The 16785-nt window shown below is 67.7% G+C and carries 18 protein-coding genes and 1 pseudogene; 5 read left to right on the plus strand and 14 right to left on the minus strand.

Translation table 11 applies throughout. From position 1 onward, the window contains the following. Positions 1 to 112: 112 nt before the first annotated feature. Positions 113 to 884 (minus strand): annotated as a pseudogene (locus AWC24_RS05850) (dipeptidase). A gap of 42 nt (positions 885 to 926) precedes the next feature. Here AWC24_RS05850 and AWC24_RS05855 point away from each other — a divergent pair. Further along, entirely contained in the window at positions 927 to 1532 is a 606-nt protein-coding gene (locus tag AWC24_RS05855; protein ID WP_085082961.1) for a GNAT family N-acetyltransferase, read from the plus strand. Here AWC24_RS05855 and AWC24_RS05860 read toward each other — a convergent pair whose 3' ends face one another. The 6 genes from AWC24_RS05860 to AWC24_RS05885 form a co-directional block, all read right to left on the minus strand. Further along, on the minus strand, positions 1533 to 2651 hold the full coding sequence (locus AWC24_RS05860; protein ID WP_085082963.1) for a nitronate monooxygenase: 1119 nt from the start codon (positions 2649 to 2651) through the stop codon (positions 1533 to 1535). 25 nt (positions 2652 to 2676) lie between these two features. Continuing rightward, on the minus strand, positions 2677 to 3120 hold the full coding sequence (locus tag AWC24_RS05865) for a type II toxin-antitoxin system VapC family toxin (protein ID WP_085082965.1): 444 nt from the start codon (positions 3118 to 3120) through the stop codon (positions 2677 to 2679). Beyond that, entirely contained in the window at positions 3117 to 3350 is a 234-nt protein-coding gene (locus AWC24_RS05870; RefSeq protein ID WP_085082966.1) for a FitA-like ribbon-helix-helix domain-containing protein, read from the minus strand. The genes AWC24_RS05865 and AWC24_RS05870 overlap by 4 nt, the downstream gene beginning before the upstream one ends. Positions 3351 to 3426: 76 nt before the next feature. Next, complete coding sequence (locus AWC24_RS05875) at positions 3427 to 4899, minus strand: alkaline phosphatase family protein (RefSeq protein ID WP_085082968.1); 1473 nt, start codon at positions 4897 to 4899, stop codon at positions 3427 to 3429. Positions 4900 to 4905: 6 nt separating this feature from the next. Further along, complete coding sequence (locus tag AWC24_RS05880) at positions 4906 to 6360, minus strand: alkaline phosphatase family protein (RefSeq protein WP_085082969.1); 1455 nt, start codon at positions 6358 to 6360, stop codon at positions 4906 to 4908. 224 nt (positions 6361 to 6584) lie between these two features. Next, a complete protein-coding gene (locus AWC24_RS05885; protein ID WP_085082971.1) occupies positions 6585 to 7292 on the minus strand; it encodes a TetR family transcriptional regulator in 708 nt (235 codons plus the stop codon). Positions 7293 to 7362: 70 nt separating this feature from the next. On the opposite strand from AWC24_RS05885, the gene AWC24_RS05890 reads away from it, so the two are divergent. Both AWC24_RS05890 and AWC24_RS05895 read left to right on the plus strand, forming a co-directional pair. Continuing rightward, entirely contained in the window at positions 7363 to 8412 is a 1050-nt protein-coding gene (locus tag AWC24_RS05890; RefSeq protein WP_085082973.1) for a flavin reductase family protein, read from the plus strand. A gap of 100 nt (positions 8413 to 8512) precedes the next feature. Continuing rightward, positions 8513 to 9628, plus strand: a complete 1116-nt coding sequence (locus AWC24_RS05895; RefSeq protein ID WP_234807272.1) for a fatty acid desaturase family protein — start codon at positions 8513 to 8515, stop codon at positions 9626 to 9628. 13 nt (positions 9629 to 9641) lie between these two features. Here AWC24_RS05895 and AWC24_RS05900 read toward each other — a convergent pair whose 3' ends face one another. Both AWC24_RS05900 and AWC24_RS05905 read right to left on the minus strand, forming a co-directional pair. Further along, complete coding sequence (locus AWC24_RS05900) at positions 9642 to 9854, minus strand: TOBE domain-containing protein (RefSeq protein WP_085082975.1); 213 nt, start codon at positions 9852 to 9854, stop codon at positions 9642 to 9644. 46 nt (positions 9855 to 9900) lie between these two features. Next, a complete protein-coding gene (locus tag AWC24_RS05905) occupies positions 9901 to 10509 on the minus strand; it encodes a TetR/AcrR family transcriptional regulator (RefSeq protein WP_085082977.1) in 609 nt (202 codons plus the stop codon). 107 nt (positions 10510 to 10616) lie between these two features. Here AWC24_RS05905 and AWC24_RS05910 point away from each other — a divergent pair, with 107 nt between their 5' ends. Both AWC24_RS05910 and AWC24_RS05915 read left to right on the plus strand, forming a co-directional pair. Next, complete coding sequence (locus AWC24_RS05910; protein ID WP_085082979.1) at positions 10617 to 11966, plus strand: cytochrome P450; 1350 nt, start codon at positions 10617 to 10619, stop codon at positions 11964 to 11966. 38 nt (positions 11967 to 12004) lie between these two features. Next, a complete protein-coding gene (locus tag AWC24_RS05915) occupies positions 12005 to 12436 on the plus strand; it encodes a PaaI family thioesterase (RefSeq protein ID WP_085082981.1) in 432 nt (143 codons plus the stop codon). A gap of 20 nt (positions 12437 to 12456) precedes the next feature. On the opposite strand, the gene msrA is transcribed toward AWC24_RS05915, so the two are convergent. From msrA to AWC24_RS05940, 5 genes are read right to left on the minus strand one after another with little or no spacing between them, the layout of a single operon-like run. Beyond that, entirely contained in the window at positions 12457 to 12960 is a 504-nt protein-coding gene (gene msrA, locus AWC24_RS05920) for a peptide-methionine (S)-S-oxide reductase MsrA (RefSeq protein ID WP_085082983.1), read from the minus strand. A gap of 18 nt (positions 12961 to 12978) precedes the next feature. Next, a complete protein-coding gene (locus tag AWC24_RS05925) occupies positions 12979 to 14166 on the minus strand; it encodes a cytochrome P450 (RefSeq protein WP_163705485.1) in 1188 nt (395 codons plus the stop codon). Next, positions 14166 to 15278: an alpha/beta hydrolase gene (locus AWC24_RS05930; protein ID WP_085082987.1), complete on the minus strand. Its 1113-nt coding sequence runs from the start codon at positions 15276 to 15278 to the stop codon at positions 14166 to 14168. The genes AWC24_RS05925 and AWC24_RS05930 overlap by 1 nt, the downstream gene beginning before the upstream one ends. Before the next feature lie 16 nt (positions 15279 to 15294). Next, complete coding sequence (locus AWC24_RS05935; protein WP_234807273.1) at positions 15295 to 15948, minus strand: TetR/AcrR family transcriptional regulator; 654 nt, start codon at positions 15946 to 15948, stop codon at positions 15295 to 15297. Then, complete coding sequence (locus AWC24_RS05940) at positions 15945 to 16775, minus strand: enoyl-CoA hydratase/isomerase family protein (protein ID WP_085082989.1); 831 nt, start codon at positions 16773 to 16775, stop codon at positions 15945 to 15947. The genes AWC24_RS05935 and AWC24_RS05940 overlap by 4 nt, the downstream gene beginning before the upstream one ends. Positions 16776 to 16785 lie beyond the last annotated feature (10 nt).

A 16785-nucleotide genomic window follows, 5' to 3' on the forward strand; every position in this document is an offset into this window, starting at 1 on the left:
CCTTGGCGATCACGGTCTCCCTTTCCGCACTGCTGGCCAAATGCGGTGCGCAGCCACCGCGCGTCGCACCTACCGGATTCCTCGGCGCTGTAACAGGATTCGTCCGGCCACGCTAATCGATCCAGGCCTGCTCGGCCACCCGGCGGAAGTTGCCGCCGAGCACCGCGCCGATGTCGGGGTCGGCCCAGCCGCGTGCGGCAAGGTGCTCTCGCAGGCCCAGCCACGTCTGCGGCGGCATCCACTGGATCGGCCCCCAACGGGTGTAGCTGTCGTCGAACAACTGCGGGTTGGCGGCCATCTCCTGGGTGAGTTCGGTCTGATCGAACGAGTAATCGGTGCTGACCCCGACGTGGTCGATGCCCACCAGCTCGACCGCGTACTCCAGGTGCTGCGTCATGGCCTGAAGCGTCGGGGTGTTGGGGCCCAGGAAGATTCCGACTCCGGTGATGCCGATGACGCCGCCGGTGGCCGCGCACGCCCGGGCCTGATCGTCGGTGATGTTGCGCGGGTGATCCCAGATCGCCCGCATGCAGGAGTGGCTGTAGACGACCGGTCGCGTCGAGGCGTCACATAGGTCCAGCCCGGTGCGGGTGCTGCAGTGCGAACCGTCGACAACCATGCCGACGACGTTCATCTCCGCGACGATCGCCCGGCCCCATGCGGTGAGGCCCCCGTCAGTGGCGTCCAGGCAGCCGTGCCCGGCCCGGTTGGCGTGGTTGTAGGTGGGCAGCAGGGTGCGCACGCCGTACTCGACCAGCACGGCCAGGTTGTCCAGATCGTCGTCGAGCGGCCCCGCCGGGGCGTTGATAGCGGGTCAGCGGCGCCACGTCGGTGCCCGCACGCAGCGGCAGGCAGGTGTGCTGGTCCCACAACAATGTGCTCATGGCCACTGATCCTGCCCCTGCGGGCGGCACTAATCTGGCCAGATGGCGATTGACGTACGGTCCGCGAACAAGCCCGATATCGCACCCCTGGCGCAGACGTTGGGCCGGGCGTTCTACGACGATCCGGTGTCGATGTGGATGCTGCCCGACGACACTTCGCGCACCGCGCAACTGACGGCGTTCTTCGGCACCTCGACGCGCGTACACCATCTGTCCGGCGGCGGGGTCGAGGTGGCCTACGACGGTTCGACGGTGGGGGCGGCGGCGCTATGGGACCCGCCCAACCGCTGGAAGCAGTCGACGTGGTCGCAGTTGCGGATGGTGCCGGGGCTGATCCGGTCGTTCGGCTTCCGGCTCTCGCAGGGCCGGGCGCTGTCGGATCTGTTGGACGCCAACCACCCCGAGGAGCCGCACTGGTATCTGGCGGTGATCGGCAGTGACCCCGGTGTGCGCGGCAAAGGCTTCGGGCAAGCCGTCATCCAGCCGCGGCTGGACCGCTGCGACGCCGAGTACTGCCCGGCGTATCTGGAGTCCAGCAAGGAAGAGAACGTGCCGTATTACGAGCGGTTCGGCTTCCGGGTGTTCGGGGAGATCACTTTGCCCAACGGCGGGCCGACGCTGTGGAAGATGTGGCGCGAGCCGCGGTAGTCAGTCACTGACCGAGTCCCCGAGGCGTTCGGCAGCCGCGAGGTAGTCCTGGGCGAACTCGAACACCACGTCGCGCGCGGGCTTGACCTTGTTCATCAGTCCGACGCCCTGGCCCACGAAATAGGTGGACAAGGCCTGCGCTCCGGGGTGCCCGGCGGCGGCGAGGGCATCCACGCGGCGAAGTACGGGTTCGGCCACCATCGACTGCAGCGGCAGCGGCAGTGTCGGGTGGCCGGTTTCGTTGGGCCGCCAGGCATCCGTCCACTCCGAGACCAGTTGCCGGGCCGGCTTGCCGGTGCGCCCGGTGGAGCGGATGGTGTCGCGTGAGGTCGCGGCGAGCATCTTCTGCTTGGTGTGCGGGGCGGTTTCGGCTTCCTCGGTGGTGAGCCACACCGAACCCGTCCAGGCTCCAGCCGCACCCAGAGCCACGCACGCGGCCATCTGCCGGCCGGTGACGATCCCGCCGGCGGCGAGCACGGGTACGGCGTCGTCGATGGCGTCGATGACTTCGGGCACCAGCACCAGCGTGGAGACCTCGCCGCAGTGACCGCCGGCCTCGGTGCCCTGGGCGACGATGAGGTCAACACCGTGGGTCACCTGCTTGAGGGCGTGTTCCTTGGCACCGACCAGGGCCGCGATCGGGATGCCGTGGTCCTGACCGGACTTGATCATGTAGTCCGGCGGCACGCCGAGTGCGTTGGCCATCAGCCTGATGGGATGGGCGACGGCCACCTCGAGCAGTTGCTCTCCGGTGCTGCCGGCAAGCACGGACGTTCCCAACCGGGGGGAGTCGTCGGGTTGGATGTCGTGCTGGGCCAACAGGTCTGCGATGAAGGCCTGGTACTCAGCCGGAATCCGGTCGGACAGCTGGCCGTCGGACAGGTTCTCGCCTTTGCCTTCGAATTTGGCGGGCACGAGGATGTCGATGCCGTAGGGCTTGCCCTTCACCTGCTCGTCGATCCAGCTCAACTCCTGATCGAGTTGCTCCGGGGTGTAGGCGGCACCCCCGAGTACGCCGAAACCGCCCGCATTCGTCACGGCGGCCACGACGTCGCGGCAGTGGCTGAAGGCGAACAGCGGAAAGTCGATGCCGTATTGCTCGCAAATGGGAGTCTTCACGTCGCCGCTCCTTTGTTGAACAAGCTCATTCGGGGCCCCGGGACTCGGCGATCGCCCCCGCTGCCCAAGGGTCGATACACCGGACGCCCAACCCCCGGAAATGCTTGGTGTTTCGCGTCACCACGACCATGCCGGTCGACTCTGCAACCGCCGCAATAAGAGCGTCATCCAGCGGTGCACGCTCGGGAACAGGGTACGCAGCAAGGATGCGTGCCGCCGGCAGATCGAAGGCCAGCACCCGATCGGCGAAGGCGGGAAGCACACGATCCTCGAACCATCGTCGGAGGACCTGTCCCTGCGCCGGGCCAGATCGCTCCTTGGCCACCACACCCCGCTCGATCTCGGCGATAGTCACCGCCGCCACAAACTGATCGCCCACCGGCACGGACGTCGTCCACGCCTCGACCGACGGATTACGACCACGGACCCGCAAGGCGGACACCACGTTCGTGTCGAGGACGTATCTCATAGGTCGGGTGTGCGCGCAGTGACGGGCAAGCGTTGCGGCTCGAACTCGATCTCCGAGCCTTCGTCGCTGCTGAGCATGTCGACCAGGGTGGCGGCCGATTGCTCGAGAGCTTGACTGAGGATCGACCGGGCCTCTGCCTCAACGGAGCGGCGGTGTTGCCGGGCGCGTTCTCGTAGTGCGGCTTTGGTGCCTGCGGGCAGGTTCCGGATAAGGATCTGCTCTAGATTCACGGCACCTCCAACGTGATATCAGCTATACGATATCACTCGAAAGGTCTTGCCGGGGCCGGTGCACGAACGGGGCGTATCAGCCCACCAGCGCGTCGATGTCCAGCAGCAAGGGCAGGTCGGCGTCTGCCAGGTCGGGGACGGCTTCAGGCAAGACGAGAGTGTGGCCGGCCAGCAGCGCCGCCACCGAATCGGAGAACTCGGCGCTGCCGGGCAGCGGCAGCGGGGGGTCGCTCGGCGGGATGACGCCGGCCCCGGTGAGGTATGCGACCGCTCTGCCCAATTCGTTTGCCACATCGACCACCACCCCACCGACGGCGTTGAACACCCACTGGGCTCCCTGGGCCAGTCCACTGACCAGGAAGATGTCCTGGTCGATGATCGACTGCAGGAAGTTGTTGATGGGGGGGAAGGCCCAATCCCGGAGGAAGTAGCCGGCGCCGCCGGCCAGCGCGCGAATGACCAGGCTGATGTGGGTGCCGATGTCGGGATAGTCGTAGGTGTTGATTGCGGCCTGCAGCGCCGCCCTCAGGTCATCGGGGAAGACGGTGCTGTTGAGCAACTCCGGGTCGAGCTGCATCGGGGTGCCGTCGAAGTCCGACCGCATCGGGATCCCGAACGCCTGCAGAATCGTGGGCACGATGTCGACGGTCTGGTAGGCCAAGTTCTGGGCTCCGGCCTGGTCCTCGTTCCCGGCCAGCGAGAACATTATGAAACTGGTCGTCTCGTTCGGTGACTGGAGTCCGTGTCCGAGGCTGAAGCCGGGCAGCTCCGGATTCGCCTGGTGGCCATGGTCGGTGGTCAGGATGATGGTCCACTTTTCGCCGGTGGCCGCCTCGGCCCGGGCCACCGCCTCCAGGATCTGCTTGAGGTTGGCGCCGACGTTGATGACGGCCTGCATGTACTCATCCGACTCGGCGCCGTAGGAGTGTCCGGCGTGGTCGACCTGGGACTGGTAGGCGAACATGAAGTTCGAGAGTTCCGGGTTGGTGGTGGTCGCGAGAATCCGGGAGATGGTCTCGTCGGCTGTCAGCGCGTCCATCTCGGCCGAGCTGGAACCGCCGGAAATGCCGATGATGTTGTCGGCCGGGTAGGCGCCTATCGAGGCCATCTCGGTGAACAGGCCCCGGCCGGAGACGACCGTGGTCTCGATTTCCGGTTTGTTGTACTCGATCAGGTTGAACACCGACGGCCAGGTTGTGTACGGCTCCGGACGGTAGACGTTGCTGACGATCCCATGCTTGTCGTCCCACACCCCGGTGAGGATGGTCGACCACGACGGAGTAGACAGCGTCTGGTGGCCGGTGAGGCTCGTGACGGCGGTGATGCCCCGGTCCGCCAGCATCTTGAAGCCGCTGTCGTCGTTGAAGGCGTACTCGAGGATCTTGTCGATGCGGGTTCCGTCGGTGCCGATCAGCAGTACGTTCTCCGCGGCGAGCATCCAATCGGCGGTCACCGATGACAGGCCGACCTGCGTTCCCACCGCTGCGCCCGCTCCGGCTACCAGGCTGGCGACCGCGGTACTGCACACAATCTGCTTGAGGGTTGTCACGGCGCGTCAGCCCAGCAATGCGTCGACGTCGAGCAGCAGCGGCAGGTCGAGGTCGCCGACGTCGGGAGCGGTGAAGGTGTCGCCGGCCAGCAGCGACTCCAACGATCCGGTGAACTCGGCCGCCCCCGGCAGCGGTGCATCGGTTGGGGCGATCACGCCCGCCCCGAGCAGATACGCGAATCCGTGTGCCACCGTGTTGGTCACGTCCACCGTCAGACCGCCGAAGAACTCGTTGATCTGCTGGGCGATCTCGGCGAGCCCGCTGATCAGGAAGATGTCCTGGTCGACGATCGACTGCAGGAAGTTGTCGATCCCGGTCACGAACTTGTCCAGGAAGTACGGCACGGACCCGATCACGGTCCGGACGGCCAGCGTGATGTCGTTGCCGATATTCGGGTAGCCGTACATCGCGATCGCGGCGAGCAGCGCCTGCTGGAGATCGTCGGGCGTGACGTGGCTGTTCAGCACGGACGGGTCGTCCACCAGGGAGACTCCGTCGAAGTCTGAGCGCAGCGGGATGCCGAACAGTGACAGGATCGTGGGCGTGATGTCGACCGTGGAGTAAGCCAGGTTCTGGCTGCCGTCCTGCGAGTCATCGCCGGCTTGATCGAAGATGACGAAAGTCGACGTCTCGTTGGGCGACTGGAAGCCGTGGCCGATGCTGAGACCGGGCAGGGTCACCGTCTGCTGGTGGCCGTGGTCGGTGGTGAGGATGATCGACCAGTCATCGCCGGTGATCGTCTGTACGTGGGCGATCGCGGCCAGGATCTGTTGGATGTTGGCCCCGAGGTTGATGATGGATTGCATGTACTCTTCCGAGCCGCCGGCGAACGAGTGTCCGGCGTGGTCGGCCTGCGACTGGTAGGAGAACAGGAAACTCGAGATGTCATCCGGATTGTCCTCCGTGCCCAGGATCTGGGCGATGGTGAGCGCGGTGACCTGCGCGTCGGAGTCGGCCGGGCTGTCCCCCGCCTCGACGAAGACGTTGTTGTCGACCGAATAGCCGCCCGCCCCGGCCAACTGGTTGAGGTACTCCCAGTTGCTGATGATCGTCGTGTCGACCTCCGGCTTGTGGTACTCGATCAGGTTGAACACCGACGGCCACTGGTTGTACGGCTCGGGCCGGAACAGGTTGTTGAAGACACCGTGCTTGTCGTCCCACACCCCGGTGAGGACCGTCGACCACGACGGCCCGGACAGCGTCGTGTGATTGGTCAGGCTTGAGGCCCCGGTGATGCCCTGCTCCATCGCCGTCTTGAAGCCACTGTCGTCGCCGTAGGCGTACTCCAAAACCTTGGAGAGGTTGACGCCGTCGACCCCGATCAGCAGCACGTGCTCGGCGGCGAGCAGCCAGTCGGCGGTCAGCGCCGACAGTCCCGACGGCACCCCGACGGCCGCCCCGGTCCCGGCGACCATGCCGGCGACGGTCGCACCACACAGGAACTGCTTGATTGTCGTCACGATCGTGTCCCTCGTCGAAGTTGCCCACGTCAGTTGCGCGAGACACTAGCAGAAACCCAGGAAAAGCTCAGTTTTCGCGAATATGTGCTTATTAAGCCAGGAAGTTACTGAGTATTCTGTGGAGTAGCTGCGCGTTTGGGCGGCGCGGCCGGCTGCGACACCATCGGGCCCGCCCCGCCGGTGCGGTCCACCCGTGCCCCGCGGCGCGCTGCGGGGCTCACCGCTCAGGGCTTGCTGCGCCAGCCGCCGACAGCCAGAGCGATCATCCGGAGTTGTTTGACGGCAACATGTTTGATCTCGGCGAGGGTGTCCTCGTCCGGGGCCTCCTCGATGGCCTCGGCGGTGACGGTCATCGCGTTGACGAACAGTCCCGCCAGGATGTTCAGATCCTCGGTGCTCCACGCGCTCAACGCCGGGAAGCGCGCCAGGTCGGTGGCCAGCTCGGCGGTGATCAAGCGGATCTCGGTGCGGATCGCATAGCGCAGCACCGTCATGCCGCTGAACCGCTCCCGGTTGATGAACCGCCAGTACTCGCGGCGCGACGCCACGCTGTCGGCCAGTACCTCCACGGAGGACTCGATGACCCGGTTGGGGTCGACCCCGCCGGTGCGGGCGTCGCGCAGCGTCTCGCGCAGCGCCCCGAACGACTCGTCGATGAGCACCAGACCCAGCGCGTCCATCGACTCGAAATGGCGGTAGAACGCCGCCGGCACGATGTGGGCGGCCCGGGTCACCTCGCGCAGGCTCAGCGCGCTGAAGCTGCGTTCCTCCAGCAGGGTCAGCGCCGCGCTGATGATGGCGCGCCGGGTGGCCTCTTTGCGCTCCTCGCGCGACATCCGCTCCGGCCGTTCGGGCCGGGCGGGACGCTCGGGACGGGGCGGCCGCGGTGGCCTGGTCCGCCCGGACCGTAAATTCGGCGTACGACTGTTCACTGGGTGTGAAGCGTAACACAACCGGCCGAAAGCCCTTGACGGATCGTAAACAAGTGTTCACGGTGTACGTATGTTCACTCAAACTTTGACACGGCGGGTGCTGGGCTCCAGCCTGGTCGACCTGCTCACCGGGCCGCACGGGGTCGACCGCTACACCGAGCTGGTGTCACCGACCTGGAGCCGCGCCGACGCCCGCGCCCGGGTCGTCGCCGTGCGGCGCGCCACCCCGCGCAGCGTGACTCTGCTCTTGGAACCCAACGGCGCGTTCGGCGGGTTCAAGGCGGGCCAGCACATCAACCTGTCCGTCGAGATCGACGGGCGCCGGCGCACCCGGTGTTACTCGCCGGCCAGCGCCGAGGGGCAGCGGCTCATCGAGCTCACCATCGGGCGCCACGAGGCCGGCCTGGTCTCCGAGCACCTGTACCGCAACGCCCGGCCCGGCATGGTCGTCGGGCTGGACAAGGTCGGCGGCGACTTCGTGCTGCCGGCGATCCGCCCGCGGCGCATCCTGCTGGTCTCCGGTGGCAGCGGCATCACCCCTGTGATGTCGATGGCGCGCACCCTGCTCGCCGAACGCTATGCGGGCCGGCTGACGTTCATCCACTACGCGCGCACTCCCGAGGAGGCCTGCTACCGCGACGAACTCGCCGCGATGCCGCGGGTGCAGGTGCTGCACGGCTACACCCGCGCACCGGAAGCCGGCGATTTGCGCGGCCACTTCGACGCCGAGCACCTGCGGGCGGCCGGACCGGAGCCGGATGCGGTGTACGTGTGCGGCCCGCCGGCGCTGGTGGCCGCGGTGCGCGAGCAGCGGCCCGACGCGATTTCGGAGAGCTTCGTGCCGCCGCAATTCACCGCCGACCCGTCCGGTGGTCAGGTCACCTTCCTCGGCAGCACCATCGCGGTGGCCGATGACGGGCGGTCGCTGCTGGAGCAGGCCGAATCGGCCGGACTGCAACCGGCCAGCGGATGCCGGATGGGCATCTGTCACAGCTGCACCTGCCGCAAAACCGCCGGCACGGTGCGAAATCTGATCACCGGGGCGGTCTCGACCGCCGAGAGCGAAGACATCCAGATCTGTGTGTCGGTGCCCGTCGGCGACGTCGAAATCGACCTGTAGGACCAATGACCACCCGTGAGTCGGAATCACACGACGCCACCACCGCGTGTCGCGTCGGGAGATTCCGAGTCACAGAAAACGACGAGTAAAGGAGCCAACCATGACGCAGTCAGTCCTCGAGCGGCCGCAGACCGAACAGCCGCAACTCGAACAGCCGCTGGCCGGCAATCGCCCGGGCCTCCCGGCCAACCTCGACGCGTTCGGCGCAGAACTCGACGCCATCCGCCAAGAAGTCCTCGATGATCTCGGCGAGCGCGACGCCGAGTACATCCACAACATCATCAAGGCGCAGCGCACGCTTGAGGTCGGTGGGCGCGCCCTGCTGTTCTTCAGCATCATCCCGCCGGCCTGGCTGGCCGGCACGGTCATGCTGGGGTTGTCGAAGATCCTCGACAACATGGAGATCGGCCACAATGTCATGCACGGCCAGTACGACTGGATGGGCGAACCCGCGTTGTACGGCAAGGACTTCGAGTGGGACAACGCCTGCCCGGGCGATCAGTGGCGGCACTCGCACAACTACATGCACCACACCCACACCAACATCGTCGGGATGGATCGCGATGTCGGCTACGGCATCCTGCGGATGAGCGAAAAACAGCCCTGGGAGCCCTACTTTCTGGGCAACCCGCTCTACGCGTTCCTGCTGATGGTGTTGTTCCAGTACGGGGTGGCGGTGCACGAGCTGGAGACCGAACGCATCCGGGCCGGCGAGATCGGATTCGCCGACAAGCGCGAGATGCTGCGGGAGACCTGGCAGAAGGTGCGCCGCCAGACCCTCAAGGACTACGTGGCCTTCCCGCTGTTGGCGGGCCCGTTCGCGCCGCTGGTGTTCGCGGGCAACCTGTCCGCCAACCTGATGCGCAACGTGTGGTCCTACACCATCATCTTCTGCGGGCACTTCCCCGATGGCACACAGGAATTCACCGTCGAGGAGACCGAGAACGAGTCCCGCGGAATGTGGTACTACCGCCAGATTCTCGGTTCGGCGAACCTGACCGGCGGCAAGTGGTTCCACATCCTGACCGGCAACCTGTCGTTCCAGGTGGAGCACCACCTGTTCCCCGACCTGCCCGCGCACCGCTACGCCGAAATCGCACCGCGGGTGCGCGAGATCTGCGAACGCTACGGCGTCCCGTACAACACCGGCCCGCTGCTCAAGCAGTTCGGCAGCGTGGTCCGCAAGATCTGGAAGCTGGCGCTGCCCTGGAATTAGCGGGCAACAGGGGCTACTCGACCCCGACGGTGACCTCGGTCGATTTGATGAACACCGTCGCCGGCTGACCGACCTCGAGGCCGAGTTCGAGGGCGGCGTCGCGGGTGACCGACGAGGTGATCACCTGCTCGCCGCCGTCGAGCCGGATCTTGACCACAGCCATCACTGCGCCGACGTCCAGGTCGGTGATGGTTCCGGTGAGTTGATTGCGCGTTGAGAGTCGCATGGTGGTCCTCTTCGATTCTCCGTGCCCCTGACGGGTCAACCGTAGATCAGCGCCGGGGACCCAGCAGGGCAATCGACGCATCGACCGCCGGCTCGATGATCGCGCCGATGTCGGTGCCGTCCTCGACTGCCAGCGCGGTCAGCTCCCGCAGGCCGCCCAGCAGGATCACCGCCAGTGCCGGGCTCAACGGCGGCAGGTCCACACGCGCGAATCCCGGGCTACCGCTGAGTTCGACCAGCAGGTTCGACATCAGATCCAGACCGCGCCGCTGGGCGGGCCGCGCCACTTCGCCCAGGGAGGGCAGTTCGCGGATCCAGCTCAGCGTGATGGCCGGCCGGGACCGGATCTGGGCGACGTAGGCCCCCACCGCGTGGCGGATCTGCTCCTGCCAGTCGGCCTGCGGATCGACCGCGGCGCGGATCCGCAGGGCCAGCGCCTCGTTGTCGGCGCGCAACAACTCCAGGAAGCATTCCTCCTTGCTGGCGAAGCGGTCATAGAAGGTGCGCTTGGAGGTTCGGGCGGCGCGCACGATGTCGGCGACGGTGCTGGCGCGGTAGCCGCGCTCGGCGATCGAGTCGGCCAGGCCGTCGAGCAGCCGGCGCCGAAACGGGTCGGCGGCGCCCGTCACCTCGCCGTCGGCCGCCAGCGCCGTCATCCCCGCACCTCTCCCGTGAGCCTTGCCAGTCCCTGGTACTAGAGAGTACCGTGTTCGCCAAGCGTTTGGTACGCGTCGGTACCACAGATCGCCTCGGGAGGCATCGCATGACCCAGACGGTTACCAACCAGACCCCGCAGCGGCACGACGCCGAGGGCGCACCGGCGATCAAACTCCCGCCCAAGCCGCCGATTCCCAAGGTGGTGAGCGCCCTGCTGTTCACCCTGGACCGGCGCCGGCTGATGGGTGCCCTGACGCGCCGCTACGGCGCCGCCTTCACCGTCGACAGTCCGGTGTTCGGGCCGACGGTCTTCGTGACCGAACCGGACCTGGCCAAGCAGGTGTTCCTGGCCAACCCCGAGGACCTCGGCAACATCCAGCCCAACCTGTCCCGGATCCTCGGGCCCGGCTCGGTGTTCGCCCTCGACGGCGCCGAGCACCGCCGCCGTCGCAATCTGTTGAGCCCGCCGTTCCACGGCAAGAGCATTCGGGCCTACGAGCAGATCGTCGTCGAGGAGACGCGCCGCGAGATCGCCGACTGGCCGATCGGCAAACCCTTCGAGACGCTGTCGCCGATGAACCGGATCACCCTGAACGTGATTCTGCGGGCGATCTTCGGGGCGGAAGGCGCTGAACTGGACCAATTGCGGGCGGGCCTGCCCAAGTGGGTGACGCTGGGTTCGCGGCTGGTGGCACTGCCCATGCCGATCCGCAACTATGGGCGGTTCACCCCATGGGGCCGGTTGGCCGCGTGGCGTGAACAGTACGAAGCGATTCTGGACAAGCTGATCGACGACGTGCGCGCCGACCCGAACTTCGAGAACCGCACCGACGTGCTGACACTGCTGCTGAGCAGCAGCTACGACGACGGTACGGCGATGACCCGCCAGGAGATCGGCGACGAGCTGCTGACCTTTCTGGCGGCCGGCCATGAGACCACGGCGTCGACGATGGCCTGGGTGTTCGAGCGGCTAAGCCGCCATCCGCGGCTGCTCGACGAGCTCACCGCCGAGGCCGGAACCGACGAGAACAAGTTGCGGCGCGCCACGATTCGCGAGGTCCAGCGGGTGCGTACCGTGATCGACTTCGCCGGCCGGCACGTCTACGCTCCCAGCGTCCAGATCGGCGAATGGGTCATTCCCCGCGGGTACGGGGTGATCGTGGGACTCAACCAGATCCACCAGAACCCCGCCGTGTTCGACGAGCCGAACCGCTTCGATCCGCAGCGCTACCTCGAGGGCAGCCCGTCGGCGTTCGAATGGCTGCCCTACGGCGGCGGCAGCCGGCGCTGCCCGGGCTCGGCGTTCGCCAACCTGGAGATGGACCTCGTGTTGCGAACCGTGTTGCGGCACTTCGCTATCGAACCCAGCGCTGCGCCGGGGGAGAAGTACCACTCCCGGGGCGTGGCCTTCACACCGAAGAACGGTGGGCGGATCACCGTGCACCGCCGCGGCTAAGATGCGCTGATGAGCGACAGGCCGCGCAACGTGTCGAGATGTTCAACGCCGCGATCGAACACACCATCCCCGCCGCGCATCGGATGGGGGTGCAGGTCGTCGAGGTCGGCGATGGCTACGCCGCCGCCACCGTCCCGTTCGAGGGCAACGGCAACCACTTCGGGGTGGTGTATGCCGGCGTGCAGTTCACCGTGGCCGAGGTCCTCGGCGGCATCATCGCGTTGAGCAGCTTCGATACCGCCAGGTACTTCCCGCTGGTGAAGAACATCGACATCTCATTCGTCGGGATGGCCAAATCACAGCTGCGGGCCGAGGCCTGCCTCGATGCCGCCGAGATCGCCCGGATCGGCGCCGAGGCCGCCGAACGAGGCAAGGCCGACTACACCCTGGAGGCCGTGGTCACCGACGCCGACGGCAACACCGTCGCCACCACCCGCGGGCTGTATCAGCTGCGGACACACGGCAAGTAGTCGCCCGGTGCTCGACGGCGCTACGGCTGACGCTGCAGCTGCCAGTCCGGCCGGATGTAGTGGCAGGTGTAGCCGTTCGGGAACCGCTCCAGGTAGTCCTGGTGCTCGGGTTCGGCCTCCCAGAAATCACCGGCCGGGCTGACCTCGGTCACCACCTTGCCGGGCCAGCGTCCGGACGCGTCCACCTCGGCGATGGTGTCCAGCGCGACCTGCCGCTGCTCGTCATCGACGTAGAAGATCGCCGACCGGTAGCTCGGCCCGACGTCGTTGCCTTGCCGGTTGCGGGTGGTCGGGTCGTGGATGGCGAAGAAGAACTCCAGCAGGCTGCGGTAGTCGGTCGCCGACGGGTCAAAGGTGATCTCGATGGCCTCGGCGTGGTTGCCGTGGTTGCGGTAGGTGGCGTTCGGTACCTCGCCGCCGGTGTAGCCGACCCGGGTGGCCACCACCCCGGGTTGCCTGCGGATCAGATCCTGCATGCCCCAGAAGCACCCGCCGGCCAGTATCGCTTTCGGGAAATCAGTCATGTCTCCGATTATCCCGGCTCAGCCCGGGACCGCCAGTGGATAGGAGCGGTAGCTGGTCAACACCGCGCTGGGCTCGCGCTGCGGCGGCGCCTGCGCGGTCAGCTCGGCGAATCGGCCGAACAGCGCGAGCAGTCCCGACCGGATCTGCATCCGGGCCAGCGGGGCGCCCAGGCAGACGTGCGGGCCGAACCCGAAGCCCAGCTGGCCGGTCTGCGGCCGGGTCAGGTCGAGCCGGTCGGGTTCGGGAAACACCGCCGGATCCCGGTTGGCGGCGGCCAGCCCGAGCAGGATCGGGGCACCGGTGTCGATGACCGCGGTGCCCTTCCCGCGGCCGATCGCGATGGGCGCCTCGGCGACCCGGGAGATCATCATGGCCGGGCTGATGAGCCGGACCAGCTCGTCGACGGCGTGCGGCGCGGCCCGGGGGTCGGCCAGCAGGCGCCGTTGACCGGGATTCTCGATCAGCAACGCGGTCGCCCCCGTGAGTACCGCCGTGGTGGTGTCGTGCCCGGCCGACAACAAGAAGATGGCGTTGTGCAGCAGTTCGTCATCGGAGACCGGCAGCCCGCTGGCGGCCACCACCGACAGCAGATCGTGGCCCGGGTCGGCGCGGCGCAGCGCCAGCAGATCGGCGAGCAGGGCCTTCATCCCGGCAGCGGCGTCGTCGGCGGCGGTGAACACCGACCGCGGCGCCGCCGGCTCCAGCGCGGCGATGAGCGCCATCGACCAGTCCTGCAGGTTGCCCAGTTCGCTGTCGGGCACCCCCAGCAGGGTGGCGATCGCACCCAGCGGCAACGGTTTGGCGAACTCGGCCACCAGGTCGAAGCCGGCCGGGTCCAGCGCGGCCGCGAGTGTCCGGGCGCGGGCGGCGACTTCGGCTTCGAAGGAGGCCAGCGCCCGCGGGGTGAACGCCCGCGACAGCGGGGCCCGCAGCCGCCGGTGGTCGTCGCCGGACCGGTAGAACAGGTTGTGCTCGACGTGGGTCAGATAGGGCCGGCCCGCATCGAGCTTGCCGCGGTACAGGTTTCGCCGGTCGGTGCCGGCGCGTTCGTCGCGCAGTATCGCCAGCACGTCGGCGTGACGGGTCAGCACCCACAGTCCCTGGCTGTTGCGGTGTACCGGGTCCGCGTCGGCGAATCGCCGCTGATACGTCAGCGGATCGGCATGCAGGTCCGGGTCGCGGAAGTCGAAGTCGAGCGCGCCCATCAGGTTCGTTCGGCGATCCAGGACGCCACCAGATCGGCGCATACCGTCCGGCTGTCGGTGGGCTGCTCGAAGTAGTGGTCGCCGGCGATGAGGTGCAGTTGCTTGTCGGTGCTGGCCAACGAGTCGTGGATGTGGTGGGCGTCGCTGGGGAAGACGCCGGTGTCCGCGGTGCCTTGGATCACCAAGGCGGGCAAGGTGATCCGGCTCAGGTGCGGGGCGCCCTGACAGAACGAGGTCTGCAGGCTCCACATCGACAGCCAGGTTCGCAACGTGCAGTGCGCGGCGATGTTGTACGGCGCCCGGTTGGCACGCCGCGGGTCACCCAGATAGCACCGGTTCAGCGGACGATCCGACGGGTCGAGCGAGGCATCCAGGTAGCGGGGGTCGGCCCACACCCGGTGCACCGAGAACGAGCGATCGTAGGTTCCGGCGGCGTTGAGTCGCTGCAATTCGGCTTGCGCCCACGCGGTGATCCGGTCGTTGCGGTCCCGCTGCGCCTGGCGGTAGCGGGTGATGAACTCCGGTGGGTACGGCGGCGCGTTCTGCTCGGCGTACATGTCCAGGGCCGGGTCGCACGACAGCGGATCGGACTCGTCGGTCACCGATGGGTCCATCCAGGCCGTCAGCACCTCCGGACGGCCGGCGTGGGCCTGGGTGGAGACGTACAGGTCGCCGGGCGGCAAAGTATTGACCGCATCGGGCACCGGGCCGCCGCCGACCGCGGTGATGTGCGGGTCGACGGCTTGCGACTGGTAGGCGGCCATCAGCGACCCGCCCCCGGAGTTGCCGAGCAACACCACCGTCTCGACGCCGGCCTGCTCGCGCAGCCACTGCACCCCCGCCGCGATGTCCAGCAGCGCGTGCTCGAGCAGGAAGATCGACTCACCGCTGCGGAACCGGGTGTTCCAGCCCAGGAAGCCGTAACTGCGTTCGGCGATCAGCGGCGCCAGATAGTGCTCGGCGAAGTCCACGTTGTAGTGGCTGGCGATCACCGCCACCTTCGGCTTGGCCCCGGCCGGGGTCCAGTACAGCCCCTGCGCGGGGTGATAGCCGGCCGGGTTCACCGCCCCGGTCGCCGATGTCAGCGAAACGAATTCGCGAGTTACCGCCACTGCTCAACTCCTTTTGTTATGAACCCTGTTCGCGCCAGCTCACCGACCGATACCAGGTGTCGGTGAGGGTCTTGATCGCCGCTTCGTCGTCGAGTTCGCGGCCCGCCACGTCACCGCCGGCCACCAGCCAGACGTAGGTGAAGTGGTTGAGCATGGCCACGATGGCCGACCCGACCAGCTCCGGATCCGCGTCGGTCCCGAAGCCCTTGCGCTGGGCCATGCGCACCGTCTGCGCCACCCAGTCGATCGCGTCGGCGCACATGTCGCGCCAGCGCTGGGCGAACTCGTCGTTGATCATCGCCAGCTGGAACACCCCGACCATGACGCCGAGGTGTTCGCGGTAGGTCTCCCAGTGCGCCCGCACCGATTCCTCGATGATCTCCCGCAGGTCCTGGCCGGGGTGCAACGCCTGCACCGCACGGCTTTTGGCCAAGGCCCGGAAGTCCTCGGCCAGCGATGCCAGCAGGTCTTCCTTGGAGTCGAAGTAGTGGTAGAACGACGCCGGTGACCGCCTGGCCGCCGAGGTGATGTCGGTGATCGTCGTCTTGAAGAAGCCCTTGCGGGCAATCACCTCGCGGGCGGCCTGTTCCAGGCGGGCCTGGGTGTCACGGCCCCGCACGGTGGGACGGCTGCCGGCGGACGCGCCCGCCAGCCCGCTTCGGGCCGTCACGCCGGTCCCGTCGCGTCGAGGCCGGCCACCAGGTCGGCCAGCCGGCGTTCACCGGTCGGGGTCTGGCCGCCGGCGGCCAGGAAGCGCTGCATCTTGGGCAGCGCCGCGCCCCGGCCGAGCACCTCGGCGAACGCCGAACGCTCCACCGCCAGACCGGTGTCGACGTTCGGGGCGGCCAGGGCGGCCTTGATGGCGGCGATGTCGGCCAGCGGCACCGTGGCGATGCGCCCCACCAGTCGGTCGACGAACGCCGCGGCGTCGCCTGCGTCCAGCGCCCGGTTGACCAGTCCGTAGCGTTCGGCGAGCGCGGCGTCGAGGTCGTCGTGGGCCAGCATGATCTCCAGCGCTCGGCCCCGCCCCAGCAGCCGATGCAGATGCTGCGGGCCCGAGCCGGCCGGGATGACCCCGATTCCGGTCTCGATCTGGTTGAACACCGCCCGGTCGGTGACCGCGAACCGCAGATCCAGGTTCACCAGCAGCTCCATCCCGCCGCCGGCCACCCGCCCGGCGACCACTCCGACGGTGACCTGGTCCAGCGCCCGGAATGCGCCGACCAGGTCCTGGAACGAGCCGACCGCGGCCTCGGGATCCTCGGCCGAGGCCTGCAGCAGTGCCAGGTCGACGTGGGCGATGAAGAACTCCGGGTTGGCGCTTTCCAGCACTACTACCCGGACCTGATCGCCCGCGGCGCGCAGCCATTTCACCAGCCGCCACAGGTCGCCCATCATCGCGGCGTCCATCAGATTGAGCTCGCCGTGGTCGATGAGCACTCGGGCCACCGGCCCGTCGTGGGCGACGGCGAGCGTCGTCAGCGAGTCGAGGCCCATGCGCGGCCGG

It is taken from the genome of Mycolicibacter senuensis (assembly GCF_002101885.1).
Lineage (GTDB): Bacteria > Actinomycetota > Actinomycetes > Mycobacteriales > Mycobacteriaceae > Mycobacterium > Mycobacterium senuense.

What these genes read in the sequence shown, in the direction of transcription:
- AWC24_RS05855 (WP_085082961.1), top strand. Translation starts at nt 927, where the DNA reads ATGGCGATTGACGTACGGTCCGCGAACAAGCCCGATATCGCACCCCTG.
- AWC24_RS05865 (WP_085082965.1), bottom strand. Translation starts at nt 3,120, where the DNA reads ATGAGATACGTCCTCGACACGAACGTGGTGTCCGCCTTGCGGGTCCGT.
- AWC24_RS05890 (WP_085082973.1), top strand. Translation starts at nt 7,363, where the DNA reads ATGTTCACTCAAACTTTGACACGGCGGGTGCTGGGCTCCAGCCTGGTC.
- AWC24_RS05895 (WP_234807272.1), top strand. Translation starts at nt 8,513, where the DNA reads ATGACGCAGTCAGTCCTCGAGCGGCCGCAGACCGAACAGCCGCAACTC.
- AWC24_RS05900 (WP_085082975.1), bottom strand. Translation starts at nt 9,854, where the DNA reads ATGCGACTCTCAACGCGCAATCAACTCACCGGAACCATCACCGACCTG.
- AWC24_RS05905 (WP_085082977.1), bottom strand. Translation starts at nt 10,509, where the DNA reads ATGACGGCGCTGGCGGCCGACGGCGAGGTGACGGGCGCCGCCGACCCG.
- AWC24_RS05910 (WP_085082979.1), top strand. Translation starts at nt 10,617, where the DNA reads ATGACCCAGACGGTTACCAACCAGACCCCGCAGCGGCACGACGCCGAG.
- AWC24_RS05915 (WP_085082981.1), top strand. Translation starts at nt 12,005, where the DNA reads ATGTTCAACGCCGCGATCGAACACACCATCCCCGCCGCGCATCGGATG.
- msrA (WP_085082983.1), bottom strand. Translation starts at nt 12,960, where the DNA reads ATGACTGATTTCCCGAAAGCGATACTGGCCGGCGGGTGCTTCTGGGGC.
- AWC24_RS05925 (WP_163705485.1), bottom strand. Translation starts at nt 14,166, where the DNA reads ATGGGCGCGCTCGACTTCGACTTCCGCGACCCGGACCTGCATGCCGAT.
- AWC24_RS05940 (WP_085082989.1), bottom strand. Translation starts at nt 16,775, where the DNA reads ATGGGCCTCGACTCGCTGACGACGCTCGCCGTCGCCCACGACGGGCCG.